The organism is Paenibacillus sp. MDV22-iso6, assembly GCF_058408365.1.
The window spans coordinates 896,965-916,195 of record NZ_JBZVDZ010000001.1 but is presented as its reverse complement, the minus strand read 5'-3'; the positions used below and the strand labels follow the sequence as shown (position 1 = coordinate 916,195).

Sequence of the window (19,231 nt, the reverse complement as noted above, 5' to 3'; positions counted from 1 at the left end):
AAAAATATAGAAAATTTGGATCAGCTTTAAAACTTGTTCCCCACATCCATTTATAGATATGAAGAACAAGTTAAACCCTTTTAAAGCATCCAAGCATTCCATCTAGTGGAATTTATCGAGCTAAGTTACTCACGATTTAATAATTAGATGTAGATTGTTCGCCTTGCATGATTTTCACACCGGAACTTGCGCCAATCCGAGTTGCTCCTGCATCGATCATTTTTTGCATGTCTTCCAGACTACGCACGCCGCCGGAAGCTTTAACGCCTACATCTGGACCTACGGTACGACGCATCAAAGCGATGTCTTCTGGTGTTGCTCCACCCGTAGAGAAACCTGTGGACGTTTTGACAAAATCAGCTCCAGCTTTTACTGCTGCCTGACATGCACGTACTTTCTCTTCATCCGTCAACAGACAAGTTTCGATAATGACTTTCACCAAAGCTTTACCCGCTGCTGCTTCAACAACTGCACGGATATCCTGTTCAACAACGTCATCTTTACCATCTTTCAAAGCACTAATGTTGATGACCATATCCACCTCAGTAGCACCTTTAGCAATCGCGTCTTTAGTTTCGAATGCTTTGGTCTCGGAAGTGGAAGCTCCCAGAGGGAAACCAATAACGGTACAAATATCTACGCCAGTACCTTGAAGCTGTTCAGCAGCATAAGCAACCCAGCCTGGGTTAACACATACAGAAGCAAATTGATATTGTTTCGCTTCTTCGGTCAATTTGGCCATTTCACTTTGTGTTGCATCTGCACGAAGCAAGGTATGATCTATCATTTTGGCTAATTGTGGTGTAGTCAATTCAATCTCCCCTTATCTGAACTAGTTATTTTCTATATCCCTACCCTAACATGAACATATGTAAAAATCAATATGAACTTTTGTTCATCATTGAAATCTTAACACATTCCATGGAAACTTCATTAAACAAAAGGCTTCCCTCACCAAGATGAAATCGTACAGTATAGCTTCTGTCTAAGAAAGCAAAACATCCGCCCATGTCGCGTGGCAGATGTTGTCATCCATTGCATTATAATCGGAGCAAAGCCTGAGCTGTGTATTGATCTGTTACCAAAATGTTGGCGTAATGACCTTTGAGCGCAGCATGAATGGCTTCTATTTTACGTTTTCCCCCGGCCACGAGAATCGATTTTTCCTTATTTCGCAGCTCGGCCAGGTCAATTCCGACGGTTCTGTTGTTAATCTCATCACTGATCAAGCGGCCCTCTGCGTCAAAAAAACGTGAACAAATGTCACCTGCACCTGAATGCATCAGCAATTGCTGTTCTTCATCATTAAAGTACCCCAGTCTGAACAAAAGTGCATCTTCCTTCACTGTACCTACGGTAAACATGGCAATATTCGCCTGTCGGCCAAGTTCCACGATCCTGCCAATATGTCGGTCTGCTTCTACCATTTTTTTGACTTCAATGTTGTCGAAGATCACGGGCAAAGGCAAATATCGGGGAACCGTATGGAAAGCTTCCGCAAATAAATGAACAATTTCTGCCGCATACGTATTCACGTGGGAATGACTTACGCCTCCCTTAAGTTGAACCACTTCCACGCCTTTGACTTGCTTGGGACGAAGCTGACGGGCTACGGCGTTCATGGTTGTCCCCCAGGTTACCCCAATAATGTCCGCATCTTGCACCGTATCTTGTAAGTAATCTGCTGCTCTTTTGCTAATATGTTTCAAAATTTCTTCATCACTCTTCAACGGGGCAAAACATACAAGCGCAGTATCCAGATTATACTTGGCCTTGAGTTCCCCGGCGATAATGTCGATATCCTCCAGCGGGTCCATAATTTCAATGCGAACGTAACCGCGATCTTTCGCATACTGAAGTAACCGAGATACCGTTGGACGTGACACGCCCAGCCTGACCGCAATATCCTGCTGGCTGTAATCCGACTGATAATACAATTTCGCTGCTTCAATGCTTAATCGTTGCTTCTCCAGATCCATTCCCATATGCGCTCATCTCACTCATTCCTATTATCGTTCGATTCACCTTACACCATTGTATTATACATGATTGAGTACCAGGTCACTATCCAGGTATAAAACGTTATAAACGATGCATACTACATCGGTCGCTTATTAATGTGGGCCCTTTTTGGCAAAAAACATCATAGAGAGGAAGAACCGTATGTCTACATTATTGTATATTACTGCCCATCCTCATGATTATGAAACTTCCTTCAGCATGGCTGCAGGTAAAGCATTTGTGGATGCATATCGTGAAAGCCATTCCTCGGATGAGGTTATTCATCTGGATTTGTATCGCTCGGATATTCCTCATATTGATGCAGATGTATTCAGTGGTTGGGGGAAACTCCAATCCGGCAGCGAATTGACTTCTGAAGAAAAGGCTAAGGTTCAACGTTTGAATGAATTATCGGATCAATTCGCCTCTGCTGACAAATATGTTTTTGTGACACCGATGTGGAACTTCTCTTTTCCTCCAATTATGAAGGCTTATATCGACTCCATCTGCGTGGCTGGTAAAACGTTCCGTTATACGGAACAAGGCCCGGTTGGATTGCTTTCCAACAAAAAGGCACTGCATATTCAGGCTCGTGGCGGCATTTATTCCGAAGGGCCTGCGGCTCAGATGGAATCTGGTCATCGTTACCTGAGCATTATCATGTCTTTCCTGGGTGTTCCGAAGCTTGAAGGCATTTTTGTGGAAGGACATAACCAATATAAGGAACGGGCAGATGAGATCAAACAGCAAGCTATTGAAGAGGCACGTACACTCGCTAAACAGTTTTAACCCTTACTAAACAAATACAGCAACAAACACAAAACCCGCATGCCAACCCATGAATTATTAATTCCATAGGGCGGCATGCGGGTTTTTATTATTTTATAATAAACGTTAGAGCTTTATTGATGTCCAGCGCTGGCACGGCTCATGGTTTCAAGTTTGCGAGTAATGGCATGGCGGTCCACTTTCAGTCCCCAAATGGCTTCAATAATCTGTTCTTTCTCTTCGGGACCCTCGGCATTTTTCAGTTGCATTAACAGATCATGCATCTGTTCGTTAATACCTTCAAATTGACTCCAAAGATCCTGTCTAACCTCGGTTGAATCCAGATGATGATTAGCATCCACTTCTTCTTTCAATGCTTGCAGAATGGCCTCTTTCCACTCCTCATCATCTAGCTGTTTCGCTATGTTCAGGAGATCCAGATAATCGTCAACAAGAAGTGAGTTCAGTTCAGCATGTGTTTTCATCGTTTATTGCATCCCCTTTGCATCTATTTACCCAGTATTATACTCGGTATTTCGGGATATGCAATACTTGTCGAAAAAAGTTAGTTATTGTATTAGGGACTATTGGGTGATTATGGGTCAAAATGAGTGCTTTTTATTACCGAACTTTCGATCTATGTTTAGCTAAAAAGTAAGCTTATGTTCTTGTACCCTTTCTATAAGCAACCGACACAATATAAAGCCGATTACCACATACAGACCAATCATGCCCACAATGCCAATCCAACCCAGATGGCTGTAAAGTAGTCCCCCTCCAGTTCCGCTTACACTTGATCCCACGTAGTAGAAAAATAAATACAAGGCATTGGCCTGGGATTTATGCTGATCCGCCACGAGTCCAACCCAGCTGCTGGCGATGGAATGTCCGCCAAAGAAACCAAAGGCAAACAGGGCAAGTCCAATTATTTTGACCCAAAGTTCGGGGTGAATGGTACAGACTGCACCGGCCAGTATAATACCTAGCGCGATTCCAAGGACATTCGATCTTCCATACCGATCTGCAAGCCTGCCCATCCAGGTGCTGCTCAACGTACCCATAAGGTACACAACAAAAAGGCTACCGACGATGGACTGGCTAAGATGATAAGGTTCTCCTGTCAATTCAAATCCAATGTAGTTGAATAACGTCACGAAGCCCCCCATCAGAAGAAATCCCAATCCGTATAGGCAAAGTAGACGTGGATTCCGACACTGTGACCACAAAAGCGGAATGATCTTTTTGAATCCAGGAGTCGCTTTGACAAAATGGCGGGATGGCGGGATGACAAGCCAGAAAATAACAGCCGCACATAGGCCAAGAATACCGATAAAACCAATTGCAGCACGCCAACTGAACCAGTCTGTGATCACACCGCTGATAAAACGACCAGCCATACCCCCGATCGAATTTCCGCTGATATAGAGGCCCATGGCATACCCTAGACTGGCAGGCTCAATCTCTTCAGACAGATATGTCATGGCTGTCGCGGGCAGCCCGGCAAGTGCAACTCCCTGGAGAATTCGAAGTAGAAGCAACTCGGTAAATCCAGGGCTAAACGCGCTAATCATAGCAATAATAGATGAAACAACTAAAGCTGCTGTCATAATAAATCGTCTTCCCAATGAATCAGATAAGGAACCGATGAACAACATGGTCAGTGCCATGGCAATCGTCGTAACTGAGAGGGTAAGACTGGAATGTGCAGGCGAGATCGCAAATGCCTCGCTAATCTCGGGCATCAGGGGCTGGAGGCTGTAAAGTAACGCAAAAGTTACAAAACCTCCGGCAAACAGCGCAAGGCTAATGTTACGAAACGTCTTAGTTCCCTGCTGAATCATGATATTCCAACTTTCTCGGTAGGAAAGCTCCATGATCGGCTGCTGACTGATCGCTTGGCTGAAGCCTTCCATTAATCGTTATTTGATGAACAGTTTACGCTCCATATGAGTCAAAAACTCATATCCATCTGGAGTTACAACAACCGTGTCCTCGATTTGGAAGCCACCAGCGCCGAGCTCATAATAAGGTACCTCTACACACAGCACCATGCCGGGCTCCAGTATGCGCTGGTCGCCGGAAGAGAGGGTCATGTCGTCATACAGTTCCAAGCCAATGGCATGACCAACATGCTGACGTCGGTAATGCGGAATTCCCTCACGTTGCACGCGAGACACAGCCGCATGAAAGACGTCGGAAGCCTTGACGCCAGGGCGTACGGTTTCAAGTGCCGTCTCCCATCCACTTTTTACTGCATTAAAATGTTTTTTCATCCAGGGAGTTGGCTCTCCTGCCACAACGGTACGCCCTGTATCTCCCCAGTATCCTTCCAGTTGCAAGCACAGATCAAAGCGGATCTGATCACCTGGCTCGATGATATGAAAATAATTTTCGATGAGCGGCAGCGCACTGCGCGGACCCGCTCCTACCGCAGTCATTGCAGGAGTCCCACCTGCTTTCATCACAGATAGCCGATAATGGTCAGCAAGCTGCTTCTCATGAACACCGGCTGCGATCAGATCAATCAGCTCTTGCTCAATCCGTTCATTGACTTGGGCAGCCTGTCGGAGCTGCTCGATTTCGAAAGGCGTCTTAACCAAGCGGATTTGGCGAAATAGCTTGTACGCGTGAACAACTGCTCCTTGAGGCGCATCCTCCGTGATCCGTGCCAAAAGTTCAGGAGCGATTCGCATCTCATCGATTCCAATCGGTTGATTCTCGATGTCGAGTTGTTTCAGTGCAGCTTTAAGCGCTTCTATCGGCCCTGGATGAATGACTGTCGTTTGTAGCAGAGAGTAGAACAGATCAATGTCATCCGTAGAAGGTTTGCCTTCGATCGAACCTTCCACGAAGAAGTCACTGTAGGCAAATATATCTACTCCAGTGATACCGAATTGGGCCACAACGCCCAAACGATTCGTCGGAATGACGATACATGGTCGAGCGGATCGGTCGGCAGGTAGAATGGCGTAGATCTGCATGGTCCAGTTGCTTGCGCGTAGCTGGGAGCCGATGACATAGTGAATATTTTCCGGAGTTGTTGCGATCAGGGCACGAAGTCCCTGAGTTTTCATTACGTCTTCCGCCCGGTCCCGGTTGAGACCCGAGCTGTGGGATATATGATTTGAATTGTTCATGATTCAGACCTCCTTTTGTTTTTCCTGCCCCCAAACAAACTCTCAAATCCAGGTACTGAGCGCAATACCAGCTTGATGATCATGAACAAGGCCAGTGCAAAAGCGATAAGTACGACAGATACAACAGCGATCGTCGGGTCCTGCCACTTTTCCATATAAAGAAACAGTTGTATCGGCAGAGTGTAGCTGTCCTGACGAAGCAGCAGTAGTGCAGCCTCTACCTGGTCAAAAGTGAAGACAAATGCGATTGACCCTGAAAGGAGCAGAGATAGTCTAAGCTGTGGCAATGTGATTGTAAAAAAGATACGCAGTGGCCCTGCTCCAAGGTCTGCTGCCGCCTCTCGGTGTGCGGGTTGCAGGTTGGCCAATGCACTGCCTACAAGCGTTAGCACGAAGGGAAGCACGATGACCGCTTCACCCAAAATAAGAGCGAACAATCCGCCTGCAATATGCATTTTGGAGAACAAAATTAGATACGCAATACCAAGCGTAATTTTCGGCATAACCATTGGGGATACAAAAAAGGCTCTTAAGATGCCTGCACCCGGGAAAGGGTAATGTACGATAGCCAGCGCCGCAAGTGTTCCGGTAATCAGCGCCAGCAATACCGCTCCAGTGGAGGCAATCAGACTGTTCTTGAATGCAACGAGAAATTGAGTCTGCTCTCCCAGATTCGCATACCACTTCAGGGTAAGACCTTCCGGCGGGAATTTACTGGCCGATCCGGAACCTACTGATGTCAATAGGATCATGAGCAGTGGCAACAGTAAATAAACTGCTACAGCCCCTGCAAATATATATAGCAGCAATTTAGTGAACCTTTTCGACTTAACCATAAGCCTGCTCTCCCTTCCGGGAACGACGGAACATCAGCATTTCGGCTCCTTTATTGACCAAAAGTGAAACGATGATGGAAGAAACGAGCAAGAATATACTTGCTACCGCAGCCATCGGCCAGTTGGTATCCAGTGTTCGCTGGTAAATAAATACCGGCAGTGTCATGACTCTGCCTCCGCCAATCAGTTGGGGCGTTGTAAAGGCCGTGAGGCATAGCGTGAATACAATCTGTACCCCGCTAGCAATACCTCTCGCTGATAAAGGCAGGGTAATCGTGAGGAATGTCCGCCAGATTCCTGCTCCCAGATCCTGTGCAGCCGCTTTTAGCGAAGCGTCACTTTGTGACAATACATTCAGGATCGGAAAGACCATGAACGGCAGAAAAATATGAACAAGAGCGACGACCACACCAGTCTCGTTATATATCATACTGAAGCCATCATCCGTGATTCCAAGTCGTATAAACAGCCAGTTCATGAACCCCTGTTTGGATAGCAGCAGCTGCCAGCCATAGGATCGAACAACCGCGCTGACCAGCAGCGGAAGAAACGTAAGCAGCAGCAACAATTGCTTCATGCCCGGTTTCTTCAGGCCGGCAATACAATAAGCTAGCGGGTATGCAAGCAGCAGGCTCCATAGCGTGACCTTGAAGGCAACGCGAAATGTGGTGCCTATCAGCTTCCAATAGTACGGATCGGACAGAAAAGCACGATAAGCATCCCACTCCCAGCCCCGGATGAGCTTGCCATTTTCATAGATATCAAAGCTGTACCTGCCAAAGATGAGCAGACCACCCAGATACACGATGCCCATCAGGGTCAGAGCGGGTAGCAGAAGAAGCAACTGGGTAATCCACCGGCGGTTTTTGGATGAATACAGATTCACGATCCGATCCGTAACCCGATTCATATCCCTTCCTCCTGTACCGGATTAAGCAGCAAAGGTTCGGATAACAAGAGCGCGTCCTCCGGATCAAAGCCAATCCGGATTGGCTCCCCCGGGCTAAAACGTGAGGCTCCTCGCTGATGCAGTACACTGGCCTGAACCAGAAACCCCTCAGCAATCTGGATCGTGTAACGAATATTTGCCCCGCCATACACTGCTTCTATGACACGTCCATCCAGCTTGTTCAGGCAAGGGTTCGCATCCTCTCCAAGTCGAATATATTCGTTGCGAATGCACAACGAGTGCCGGTCACCTATTAGGGCAACCGGGGTGTTCTCATTTGTCTTCACCAGCAGCGAATACCCGAAGCATTCAACCCGGATTCCATTCGTATCCTGTCCAAGCACCGTTGTTGCCAGAAGATTGGTATCGCCGATGAACTTGGCCACGAAGCTGTCTGCCGGTCTTTCATAGATTTCATCAGGCGTAGCATATTGCAGCAGCTTGCCAGCGCGCATGACGCCGATCCGATCTGACATGTTCATGGCTTCATTCTGATCATGCGTTACAAAGATGAACGTACCGCCGAACTCTCGTTGTATGCGTTTCAGTTCGCGCTGCATATCCAGACGCAGCTGCATATCCAGTGCGGAAAGTGGCTCATCGAGCAGCAAAACTTCGGGTCTGTTGATTAACGCGCGAGCAATGGCTACGCGTTGAGCCTGCCCTCCGGATAACTGGGAAACAGCTCGTCTGCCATAATCTCCGAGCTGTACCAGCTCAAGCATTTCGTGTACCTGCTTCCTGATATCGGCTTTCGGTAACTTCTTCACCTTGAGCCCATAGGCGATGTTGTTGAATACGTCCATATGTGGGAATAGCGCAAGCTGCTGAAAAATCATGTTGCTGTTGCGTCCGTAGGCCGGGATGCCGGTTACATCCCGACCTCCCAGCATAATGAACCCCTGATCCGGCTGCTCAAGTCCGCCAAGCATCCGCAGCAGTGTTGTTTTGCCACAGCCACTCGGACCTAACAGGGAAACGAATTCTCCCTTCTTCACCTGTAGTGACACATGGTTAACCGCTGCTCGCTCTCCGTAGGTCTTTGTGACTTCTCTTGTTTCAATGGAAATGAGTTCTTGTTCACTGCTCATCTCTGTTTCCCTCCCGTCCATAACGGGTTCGAAATAGAACCCGTTATCGTGGTTTGTCTGAAAACCATCATTTATTGAAGTTTGGTTTTGACGAGTCGGTCCCATAGATCCTTCCAGGAAGAGCTGTTTTGAGCAAGAACATCCCAGTCAGGACTAATCCCGTTGCTCTGTGTTTCCACGGAGAAGGAAGGATCGTCCTTGTATTTGTCCGGAACGGCAGCAGTCGTGCTGGTTACCGGTGTACCTGTTGCTTCTGCATATTGTGACAGCGCCTCTGCGCTCAGCAGCTCGTTGATAATTTCGTTGGCTACACGTGTCTGCTCAGGTGTTGACCCCTTCACAACCTGAAGTGTGTACGGGAAGGAAATGGCTCCTTCGCTCGGATACGCTACAGCGAGTGGAGAACCGCCGTCAATCCATGTCTGTGCAACCTGTGCACTGAAAGGAGCAATCAGAGCATCTCCCGACTCCAGAAGAGCCTTCAACTGGTCATTGGATGTAACCAATGTGCCGATCTGGTCACTGTGATTTGCCCAGAACTGGAATGCTGGCTCCGGATTCTCATATGATGCGCCAAGCTCCTGTCCTTTGACTGCAAGAAGTGGAGAGATATAGGAATAGAACATGTAGTCCCAAAGTGCCGTTTTCCCTTTGAATTCCTCGTTATCCCACAGATCATTCCAGCTTGTTGGCGGTGTTTTTACAAGGTCTTTGTTATAGACAAGCGCGAAGCTCGAAACTCCCCACACGACACCCTTGTTGTCAGGCTTGTGGAATTGCTCCGGGATATCCTTGATATTGGTCACGATGCTTGTATCCAGTGGCTCCCACATATCATCGTTCAAGCCTTTTGCCGTCGCATCTGCGTTGAAGTAACCAAAGTTGACAACTGGATTGTTGGGATCAGCCTGCTTGCCAGCGACCATTTTCGGATACATGACTGCATTGGATGATTCTTCAAAAGTAACTTCAACATTTGGATGCTCTTTGACGTAATTTGCAACCACTTCTTTTGGAACGACATCCTGATTGGAGCCAGCCCAGATAAACATGGTCAGTTTAACCTTGTCTCCGCTTCCTCCAGAAGAATCGGATCCTCCTGCTGTATTGCTGGAGCTACTTGCTCCACCGCATGCAGAGAGAACCAGTGTACCGGCCAGTGTCAGTGAGGCGAGACTGAGAAAGCGTTTCTTGTTTGATTTAAACATGAGATTTTCCCCCATCGATTTAGTTGGTTTTATGAATTTGACAAAAATTAATTCGTTTTTCCTTCATGTACCTTATCAATGCAATCCTATTTTCTGACGCAATCCTTCCATAATGCCTGATATCTCATGTGGAGATACGGATACGGTCGCAGTTTGCTTCTCCTCCACGGCTCCCATGGTCTGACGCTTCAGGTAGTCTCTGAGTGCCAGCGGAACATTCAGCAGCGCCTGATTCAGCGATACTTGCATCTCGTCAGTCCATATGGCCTCGAACTGTTTCCTTGTCCAGCCATAATCGAATTCTTCCTGCTGCCGTTCCCGCTTGGCCCGCAACTGTCTGGTCTCACTCACGTTCAGGTTCCGGCCTTCTATGACGACACCATACAGTTCAAGAGCTTTTTCCGTCGATACCAGTCCTCTTCTAACATCCTCCAGAACCAGCATTGGATCCCGATCAAATGGATCGCCATATCCACCTCCGCCCTGTGACAGGAACGTCACCGTCTCTCCGGGTTGGAGCAGCAACTCATCAATTCTTCCCAGATGGTGTTCACTTGCACGTCCAGCATTGAGAATCGCTTCCCCATGGGTACCAACACCTCCGCCAAGCCTGCCCCACGGATGAAACTCCATACGCTCCATATTTCTGGCGGTCATTACGGTATCTGGTGTAAGAATTTTGACACACAGGTCGATTCCGCTTCCACCACGGAAGGTTCCAGCACCAGCAGAATCAGCACGAAGGCCATAATGCTCTATGAGCACAGGCATTTCGGATTCTACTGTTTCCGCAGGAATGTTTCGAAGATGACCCACGGCAAAATCCATGCCATCAATTCCGTCCTTCATCGGTCTTGCTCCTGAACCGCCACATATCGGCTGGATCACGCCAACCTTTTTTTTGCCATCTGACGCATCTGTCATCGCCATCATAACGATGCATGCCTGTCCGGCTCCTGCGGCGGGAACCTTACTTGCCTGAGCTTTTCCAAGAGCACCTGTGATGACATCCATTAGCCGAATAAAGGTAGCTGCTCGTGCGCCAACCGCTGCCATCGGCTCCGGGTTGAGAACTGAAGCCGGTGGTGCATAATTTCGAACCATGCGAATCATGCCCGAATTCCATGGAATTGTTGGATCGAGCGTACGGAAATAACGAATGAGTGCGGGAACCAACATGTAATGCCCCTGTTGATTGTGGGTAGGAATATTGAACGAAGCTCTGACCTGAGGGTCGGTTCCGCTAAAGTCCAGATGAATATCACTGCCCGCGATTGTCATTTTGCAGCGCAATCGGATGGGATAACCGCCAGGACCTTTCTCCAGATAGTCCCAGAACTCATACGAACCATCCGGGATCTCCTGTACGATGGCGCGGGCCTTCAACTCAGCGTATTCCAGCAATTGCTTAATACCCTGTTGAATCCTCTCTACACCGTAGCGGCCGATAAGCTCCTCTAGTCGCTGCTCCCCCCGATTCAAGGCTGCCATCAGTGCCTTGAGATCACCGAGGTTTTGCTCCGGAATGCGGCTATTGTCCAGAAACATGCGCAGTATCTGCTCATTAAGAACGCCTGCTTCATACAGCTTGACTGGCGCAATTCGAATGCCTTCCATATGAATATCGTAGGCGCTTGGAGATACGCTCCCCGGTACCTTACCACCTACATCGGAAGAATGAACGAAGCACATGCCGTATGCGATGATTTCCCCTTTGTGAAAATAGGGCTTGATCAGATGAACATCCGGTAGATGTGTCACCATGCCTTTGGTGGAATAAGGATCATTGCAGATGACCAGATCGCCTTCCTTCCAGTCTGTAATGCTGTTTATGGTCGCCGCAGCAGGGATGCCAAGGGACAGATTGTAACCCGTCTCCAATGGCGACCCAAACGTTTCCCCGGATGGTGACAAGAGGTAGGTTCCAAAATCGCCCGTTTCTTTAACAAAAGCGGTGAATCCCGTGCGCAGCACGACATTGGCCATTTCCTCCACCGCAGCCTGAATCCGGTTGTTGAAAATTTCAAGAAAAACCTTGTCGCCAATCATTGCTCCACCTCCCCAATCACATTACCGTTACCATCCCGGTATACCGTAAATCCAGGCGGGATGAAAATGGTTGTATCATATTCCTCCACAATAATGGGCCCAAGAATGGGCATATCCAGTGGGATCTGTCCCCTCGTAAGAACTTTTGCTGTTCGCTGCTCGTGGTCAAAAGTGATGATTCGTTCTTCTGCTTCACTTTCATCGAATGGCAACTCTACCGGAGACGCCGTGCTTTGGGTGGGCAGGATGCCAACAATGGTCGCTCTCAGACTAACGAACATGACTTCAGCTTCCTGCTGGCTGATGCCAAACACATTTTGGTAGTACATATGGAATTTGATCCTTGCTTTCTCAGGATCGGCGATTTCTTCGGATGTGAGCGTAACCTCCAAATCAAAGGCTTGACCTTCGTAACGCATGTCGGCGCTGTATAAGCAATAGATATGTTCCAGTTTCACTCCGCCGCGGGCTTCCTCTTCAACCCAACTACGACCTTGATTCTCCAGTCTGGTGTAAAGAGTCGATAACTCACCAGGCTCAAGCGTCTGACTGCTTTTGTGCAAGGTATGAACGAAATCATTGCGAAGGTTGGCAACCGTGCAGCCCATGGCACAAAGTGTTCCTGGAGATGGTGGGATCAGCACTCGGCGGATGCCCACTTCACGCGCCATGAGAAAAGCATGCATTGGCCCAGCTCCACCATAGGCGAGCAGCGTAAAGTCCCGGGGATCAACCCCCTTGCGTGCCATGAGCGGAGAGAACTGGGCATACATATTGGCGGTGGCCACATCAAGAATGGCCTGTGCAGTTTGCGTGGGACTTAGTCCAAGCCGTTCGCCAAGATTGCCCAGAGCACGTTCTGCAAGCTCGGGGTAAAGATTCATCTGTCCGCCAAGGAATCGATCAGCCTGCAAAATGCCCAGTTGCAGATAAGCATCCGTTGTTGTTGGCTCTTCTCCCCCACGATGATAGGAGGCTGGACCTGGATTGGCTCCTGCACTTCGTGGTCCCACCTTGAGTACCCCTACGGAATCGAGCCAGGCAATTGAGCCCCCACCCGCTCCGATCGCGGTTACATCCACAGCGGGAATGATGACTGGAAAATCCCCAACCTTATTCTCGGTAGAATAGGCAGGCTCTTTATCGATGAGGGCAACATCAACGCTTGTCCCGCCCATGTCAAACGTGATGACTTGATGAATGCCGGCCTGCTCGGCAATATGGGTTGCTGCGATTACGCCGGAAGCAGGTCCAGACAGAAGAGTACGTACAGGCTCTTTGGTCGCTCTGGCCGCCGTCATGATTCCACCATTGGACATCGTGGACAGCAGATTGGCTTTCAGACCGTAAGCGCCAATTCCTTCTTGCAGACGAAGAAAGTATGATCCCATGCGTTCCCCAACATATGCATTCATGGCTGTGGCGAGTGTACGTTCGAATTCACGCTGCTGCGGCCAAATGGCACTGCTTCTGCAGAGAAACAGGTGCGGATGACGTTCTCTGATTAACTCTTCCGCAAGCTGCTCATGAGCAGGATTGATATAAGCGTGCAAAAAACTGATCGCCAAGGCAGTAACCCCCTCTTCCACCAGCTCGTCTACCGCTTGAAGCAGTTGCTTCTGATCCAGTGGTTGAAGTATGCTACCGCTCGCAAGTGCTCGCTCATCCACTTCCTTAACGAGATGTCTCGGAACAAGCGCATCGGTCTTGTCACCATACAGATTGGTTGTATCCTCGAGTCGTAGCCTCCGAATCTCGAGAATATCCCGGAACCCTTTGGTGACCAACAGACCTGTAACTGCGCCGTTACGCTCAATTAGGGTGTTAACCCCAAGTGTTGTTCCGTGCACAAACAGATCGATCTCATGAAGATCGATTCCGCTTTCCTTGAGCTGATCAAGTGCATTAAAAATCGCCTGTTCCGGAGCTGCTGCAATCGATGGCGTTTTCAGTGCCGCAATCACCCTGCCATGATTGTCCATAACTAGGGCATCCGTGAATGTGCCTCCGATATCTATACCTAATCGATAAATTGTTTTCACAAGTTCAACTCCTTTATCACCGGGTCTCATCCGAAGTTATATTAAGGTTCTGCATGGCAAAATATCGTTTGACATCCTCAATCATCTGGTTAATATGATTCACCATTGCCGCTTCAGCCTGTTCCGGGGAGCCTGCTGCTACTGCCTCCAGAATCCGCTGGTGGTCCACGACCAGTTCGCTACCTACTCTTTGCCTAATATAAGCTGTTTCCAGGAAATCACGGCTTGTCTCCCAGACGAGTTCAACCGCATGCAGCAGAATCTGGTTTTGAGCCGCATAAGCCAGTAGCCTGTGAAATTCCCGGTCTTCCTCGTAAGGAATAATATTCTGGGAAAGCAATTGATGCTGGGTAGCAATAGAGGCTTCCAGTAGCACTATGTATTCTTTGGAGGCTCGTTGTGCTGCCAGGGAAGCAATTTCCCGTTCCAGAGCCCTTCTGGCTACAAGGACATCGAGCAGAGCCTTTTCACCGGAATGGTTCAGCATCTGAATGAGCTGGGAATTTACACTTTTTTGCTGTAAATCCTTCTCCAGAATCTTGATTCGTTCCAGCCCCTGTTCGGTCAGAACCCTCCCCCTCCGGCCCTCCAGTATTGTGAAACCTTCAACGTCCATCTCCATAAGTCTTCTTCCGATTGTAGCCTGACTTAGACCGTACGTTTTGCCCAGGGTATGAACCAACGTGCTGGCCCCGATGGGAGCGCTCGCGTCCCGAAGCTGCTTCAGCAGTTCGTATTCCAACTCCAATTCGTTTAGCTCAGGACCCACTAAATTCACTCCTCATATTTAAATAATTGTAGTTCTTTTTGTTGTTACTCACTGATGATTAACGACAGTATACCTTCAATCGACAATAATTTCAATAATTCTTACCCAATTACTATGTATTATTTTTTTCCACCATGTACTCCCCGTTTGATCCAAAATAAAAAAAGAGCAATTCACATCCTATATTCCAGATTTTTTTCTGGAGGACGTAATCTGCTCTTTGTTGAGATAACCTTTAAATTTCGTTTAATTATAAATATTCATTTACGACTTGAGTTGTTGCAGCAGCTGTACGCGGTAGGTTTCACTTTCAAGAGATTGGATCTCCTTGTATTCTTCCGCAGTAAGCACTTTAGGCTCCCCTGCTGCCTTGGCGATCATGTACACCTTGGCGCTTTCCTCCACCACCTGGGTGCGGTAGTAGGCTTCGCGCAGGTTTTTACCTGTCGTGACCAATCCGTGGTTAACCAGAATAAGCGCTGTGTGCTCTTCAACCTTGGCAGCCACCGCATCAGCAAGAAGTTTGGTTGTGGGAAGAACATAAGGGACAAAGCCAATATCGCCTACCAGTGCCGACTGATCAGGGAACAAATGAGGCAATTCATCGAAAACGAGACTCAGGGCGATGGTGTATGCCGGATGTGTATGCACAATGGCTTGAATGTCAGGGTTGACCCGATAGCTATACAGATGCATCAACACCTCGGAGGAAGGGCGTGTTGATCCGGCACGTGTCTCTCCTGTCGCAATATCAATCGCGATCCATTCTTCAGGTTTCAGATCCTCTAGTGCGTAACCACTCGGCGAAAGAAGCATCGTTCCTTCGAAACGGGCGCTCAGATTCCCCCCAGGTCCAACCACCAGTCCCTGAGCAACCGCTCTGCGGGCATATTTGGTCAATTCTTCCCTTACCTGTTGTTCAGACATGTTCTGCTCCACTCCTTTGACTTTTCTTTTTAAGCATTTTACAAAATGCTCATCTAATTGGATTTGCTCGCCAATGTTTGATTCAGGTTTTGGTATCTTACGTAGGCTTCCTGCCATCTTGCGGTGTCTTCTGGCTCATAGGTTTCGGGAGAAAAGGAAGAAGCCATAACTTCTCGCACCTCGGACAAGCTGCTCACTTCGCCATGTGCCAGGAATTGCAGCATGCAATTTCCGGCTGAAGTTGCCTCGGCAGGACCCGCTATCACCGGAATTCCTGCTGCATTCGCCGTAAATTGACACAATAAGCGATTATGCACACCGCCACCGACCATATGAATCACCCGTGGCCGAGTGCCTGTAATTAGCTCCAGTTCATCCAGAGTCTGTCTGAACTCCAGTGCCAAACTTTCGAGAATACAACGTACAATGGCTCCGGTCGTTTCAGGTATTGCTTGCTCGCTAACACTGCACTGTTGCCGGATTCGCTCTGGCATATCGCCTGGTGCCAAATACACCCCGTCTCCGGGCGATACATAACATTGGTGAGCGGTTGCCGAAGCAGCGAGCTGGACCAGTTCCTCATGGGTAAAACGTTGATTCTCCCGTTCCCACTGCCGTTTGCACTCCTGCAATAACCACAGGCCTGAGCGATTCTTCAAGGTTCGCACTTTGCCATTTACCGTGCCCTCATTGGTGAACCCTAGTTGACGACTACGATTATCCAATACAGGAATGTCACGTTCCACGCCCATGAGAGACCAGGTGCCACAGCTAATAAAGGCAAATTCCGAATCTGTCGCAGGAATGGCTGCTAATGCAGATGCTGTATCATGTGAACCTACAGATATCACTTGCATCGGTTCAATCTTCAACTCTGCACACAAGTCATCCGTTAATTGCCCCAGCACCGTGCCTGGCTGTACGAGAGGTGGGAATAACGTCTCAGGGATACCCAGTCGGCCAATCAATTGTTCATTCCATCGAGCATCTCCGGCATGCAATAGTCCGCTTGTACTGGCAATTGTGTACTCGCAGGCCTGCTGACCAGATAGATAATAGTTAAATAAATCCGGCATCAATAACATGCGCACATCTGGCCGCAGACCTTCCGAGTGCTCGCGCACACTTCCAAGCAGTTGAAATACGGTATTTATCTGTTGTGGCAGGACACCGGACATGGAATAAAGCTCTTCTTCATTCACCATGCGCAGGGCTTCTTCCATCCACTTTGCATTACGCGATTCCCGGTAATGGCGGGGGTTGAAGCATAATCTTCCCTCCCCGTCCACTAATCCATAGTCGACTCCCCACGTATCCACAGCGATGGAACGGACCGGTTGGGAGATGCCTTGTATGCCCTTTACAATCCCTTGTTTCAGTTCGTGGAAAAGTCGCAGGAAATCCCAGTACAATCCATCTCCCAGGTGTACAGGATCGTTACTGAATCGATGCACTTCCTCTAACGAAAGCTTGCTCCCGTCAAAAGTCCCACGGACCACCCGGCCGCTTCCGGCGCCGTAATCGGCAGCAAGCACATGTGTTGCCTGAGTTCCCATCTCTCATGCCTCCTTCGCTTCCGCGACAAGCCGTTTGGATGTTAACGATACAACGGTCCAAAGACGCTGCATGCCCGGTAATCGGCACTTTCCGGTTCACTTGTGCCGAACAGTCCCCAGGCACGTGGACGGAAAATCTCGGATTCCGGTACATTATGCATACTCACCGGGATACGAAGCATGGAGGCCAGTGTTAGCAAATCCCCTCCGATATGTCCATAAGAGATGGAGCCATGGTTCGCGCCCCATTGATTCATTACTTCATAGACCGAAGTAAAAGCCCCTGAGCCCGTCAGAACAGGTGCAAACCAGGTGGAAGGCCAAGTCGGATCTGTCCGCTGATCCAGCGTATCGTGCACATCCTCAGGCAGGTCGACGGTGTAACCTTGAGCCACTTGCAGTACTGGCCCTAGTCCTTTAACCAAATTGAGACGCGTCATCGTAACAGGCATGCCGCCCTTGGTCAGGAAATCAGCCGAATAGCCGCCGCCCCGGAAATATTCCACGGATGCCGGCCGCCATGAGGTGGCTTTCAGGCAGTCCTGAACCTCTTCGTCTGTAATTTCCCAGAAAGGCTTGAGCACAGGCTCACCCGCTCTTGATTGTTGCCCTGTACCATCCAATGCCGCAGAACCGGAGTTGATCAGATGCAAAATACCGTCCTTTGCGTTTCCTTCCAGCTGGTGCCCTGTCACGCGTTTTACCGAATCCGGGCTCCAATAGGTGCGTACATCTGCGAAGATCTGCGCGGTATGTGTAAGCAGGGAACCAAATAACATCGACACACCATTCAGGCTGTCGTTCTCTGTTGCCACCAGATAAGGCGAGCGTTTGCCATTCCAGTCAAAGGAAGAATTCAGGATGGATTCCAGAAAATCTCCGTTGGGTGAATGATCCGTCCACTGTCGTTGTCCCTGAAATCCGGAGACAATCGCGTGGTGGCCCATAGATTCTTCAGTGAATCCCAGCTCCGCAAGCTTCGGATTGCCAGCCATCAGGTCACGTACGATCTGCGTCATTTTCACAACCGTTTCCCATTCATACTCTTTGCGTTTGCGGTCTGTCTGCAGATGGGCAGGATTGTTGTCCGGTCCTTCACTACAGTTCTCCTTCACCCATGCTAGCGCCAGCTTATACTCCTCAGGATCGTAGATTTCTTCTTCTATACGACGAGTCAGTTCACTCATATCCACATATTCGTTCCGCATGCCCAGATACTCCTGGAAAAAAGAATCGTTCACGATGGAGCCGGCAATACCCATGGATACCGAGCCGATAGACAGATAAGCACGTCCCTTCAATGTTGCAGCGGCAAGACCAGCACGGCTGAAGCGAAGCAATTTCTCACGAACGTCATCAGGAATCGTCGTATCTCCTCCATCCTGCACATCCTCGCCATAGATACCAAAAGCCGGAATCCCCTTCTGTGCATGGGCAGAGAGCACTGCTGCCAGATATACTGCACCCGGACGTTCGGTTCCATTAAAGCCCCAGATGGCTGTAGGAATAGAAGGAGACATATCCATCGTTTCTGTTCCATAACACCAGCATGGTGTAACGGTAATGGTCACGCCCACGTTGGAGCGACTGAATAGTTCCGCTGCTGCCGCTGCCTCGTTCACACCGCCAATACAGGACTCGGCAACGACGCATTCTACCGGCGAACCATCGGGATACCGAAGTTCTGTTGCGAGCAGCTCGGCAACGGACGTCGCCATGCGCATCGTCTGCTCTTCCAATGATTCACGAACACCCTTGCGTCTTCCGTCAATCGTGGGACGAATACCAATCTTGGGAAATCCCTGTTTATAACGATAATCCTGATGTGTCATACTAAAACGTCCTCCTTCAATGGTTTCATAGAATAGGTACGAATTACTTGTGACTTGTCCGTGTGT

16 protein-coding genes are annotated in these 19,231 nt (G+C 48.8%); 1 reads left to right on the top strand and 15 read right to left on the bottom strand.

The window, feature by feature from the left end:
* Window positions 1-136: 136 nt before the first annotated feature.
* The gene (gene deoC, locus AC4PM4_RS03890) at window positions 137-787 is read right to left on the bottom strand and encodes a deoxyribose-phosphate aldolase (RefSeq protein ID WP_063563980.1); all 651 of its coding nucleotides are present in this window, start codon (window positions 785-787) and stop codon (window positions 137-139) included.
* Window positions 788-1,040: 253 nt separating this feature from the next.
* Window positions 1,041-1,979, bottom strand: a complete 939-nt coding sequence (gene deoR, locus AC4PM4_RS03885; protein WP_063563981.1) for a DNA-binding transcriptional repressor DeoR — start codon at window positions 1,977-1,979, stop codon at window positions 1,041-1,043.
* Between the two features lie 184 nt (window positions 1,980-2,163).
* Between deoR and AC4PM4_RS03880 the strand changes: the two genes are divergently transcribed.
* Complete coding sequence (locus AC4PM4_RS03880; RefSeq protein WP_400344952.1) at window positions 2,164-2,790, top strand: FMN-dependent NADH-azoreductase; 627 nt, start codon at window positions 2,164-2,166, stop codon at window positions 2,788-2,790.
* Between the two features lie 113 nt (window positions 2,791-2,903).
* Here AC4PM4_RS03880 and AC4PM4_RS03875 read toward each other — a convergent pair whose 3' ends face one another.
* The 13 genes from AC4PM4_RS03875 to AC4PM4_RS03815 all read right to left on the bottom strand — a co-directional run bounded on the left by AC4PM4_RS03875 (window position 2,904) and on the right by AC4PM4_RS03815 (window position 19,165).
* Entirely contained in the window at window positions 2,904-3,254 is a 351-nt protein-coding gene (locus AC4PM4_RS03875; protein WP_491612805.1) for a hypothetical protein, read from the bottom strand.
* Between the two features lie 162 nt (window positions 3,255-3,416).
* Window positions 3,417-4,610, bottom strand: a complete 1,194-nt coding sequence (locus tag AC4PM4_RS03870) for an MFS transporter (protein WP_090807502.1) — start codon at window positions 4,608-4,610, stop codon at window positions 3,417-3,419.
* A gap of 78 nt (window positions 4,611-4,688) precedes the next feature.
* On the bottom strand, window positions 4,689-5,906 hold the full coding sequence (locus AC4PM4_RS03865) for a M24 family metallopeptidase (RefSeq protein ID WP_491612804.1): 1,218 nt from the start codon (window positions 5,904-5,906) through the stop codon (window positions 4,689-4,691).
* Complete coding sequence (locus tag AC4PM4_RS03860) at window positions 5,903-6,742, bottom strand: ABC transporter permease (RefSeq protein WP_491612803.1); 840 nt, start codon at window positions 6,740-6,742, stop codon at window positions 5,903-5,905. Before AC4PM4_RS03860 ends, AC4PM4_RS03865 begins: the two co-directional genes overlap by 4 nt.
* A complete protein-coding gene (locus AC4PM4_RS03855; RefSeq protein WP_491612802.1) occupies window positions 6,735-7,652 on the bottom strand; it encodes an ABC transporter permease in 918 nt (305 codons plus the stop codon). Before AC4PM4_RS03855 ends, AC4PM4_RS03860 begins: the two co-directional genes overlap by 8 nt.
* Window positions 7,649-8,782: an ABC transporter ATP-binding protein gene (locus AC4PM4_RS03850; protein ID WP_491612801.1), complete on the bottom strand. Its 1,134-nt coding sequence runs from the start codon at window positions 8,780-8,782 to the stop codon at window positions 7,649-7,651. Before AC4PM4_RS03850 ends, AC4PM4_RS03855 begins: the two co-directional genes overlap by 4 nt.
* A gap of 71 nt (window positions 8,783-8,853) precedes the next feature.
* On the bottom strand, window positions 8,854-9,990 hold the full coding sequence (locus tag AC4PM4_RS03845; RefSeq protein ID WP_491612800.1) for an ABC transporter substrate-binding protein: 1,137 nt from the start codon (window positions 9,988-9,990) through the stop codon (window positions 8,854-8,856).
* Between the two features lie 75 nt (window positions 9,991-10,065).
* Window positions 10,066-12,039 carry a hydantoinase B/oxoprolinase family protein gene (locus AC4PM4_RS03840; RefSeq protein WP_072732930.1) on the bottom strand — a complete coding sequence of 658 codons (1,974 nt, stop codon included), beginning with the start codon at window positions 12,037-12,039 and terminating at the stop codon, window positions 10,066-10,068.
* On the bottom strand, window positions 12,036-14,081 hold the full coding sequence (locus tag AC4PM4_RS03835; RefSeq protein WP_491612799.1) for a hydantoinase/oxoprolinase family protein: 2,046 nt from the start codon (window positions 14,079-14,081) through the stop codon (window positions 12,036-12,038). The genes AC4PM4_RS03840 and AC4PM4_RS03835 overlap by 4 nt, the downstream gene beginning before the upstream one ends.
* A 16-nt stretch (window positions 14,082-14,097) precedes the next feature.
* The gene (locus tag AC4PM4_RS03830) at window positions 14,098-14,850 is read right to left on the bottom strand and encodes a FadR/GntR family transcriptional regulator (protein ID WP_090950051.1); all 753 of its coding nucleotides are present in this window, start codon (window positions 14,848-14,850) and stop codon (window positions 14,098-14,100) included.
* Between the two features lie 264 nt (window positions 14,851-15,114).
* Window positions 15,115-15,777 carry a class II aldolase/adducin family protein gene (locus AC4PM4_RS03825; protein WP_491612798.1) on the bottom strand — a complete coding sequence of 221 codons (663 nt, stop codon included), beginning with the start codon at window positions 15,775-15,777 and terminating at the stop codon, window positions 15,115-15,117.
* A 53-nt stretch (window positions 15,778-15,830) separates the two neighbouring features.
* Window positions 15,831-17,333: a rhamnulokinase gene (locus AC4PM4_RS03820; RefSeq protein ID WP_491612797.1), complete on the bottom strand. Its 1,503-nt coding sequence runs from the start codon at window positions 17,331-17,333 to the stop codon at window positions 15,831-15,833.
* 41 nt (window positions 17,334-17,374) lie between these two features.
* Entirely contained in the window at window positions 17,375-19,165 is a 1,791-nt protein-coding gene (locus AC4PM4_RS03815; RefSeq protein ID WP_491612796.1) for an L-fucose isomerase, read from the bottom strand.
* Window positions 19,166-19,231: the final 66 nt, after the last annotated feature.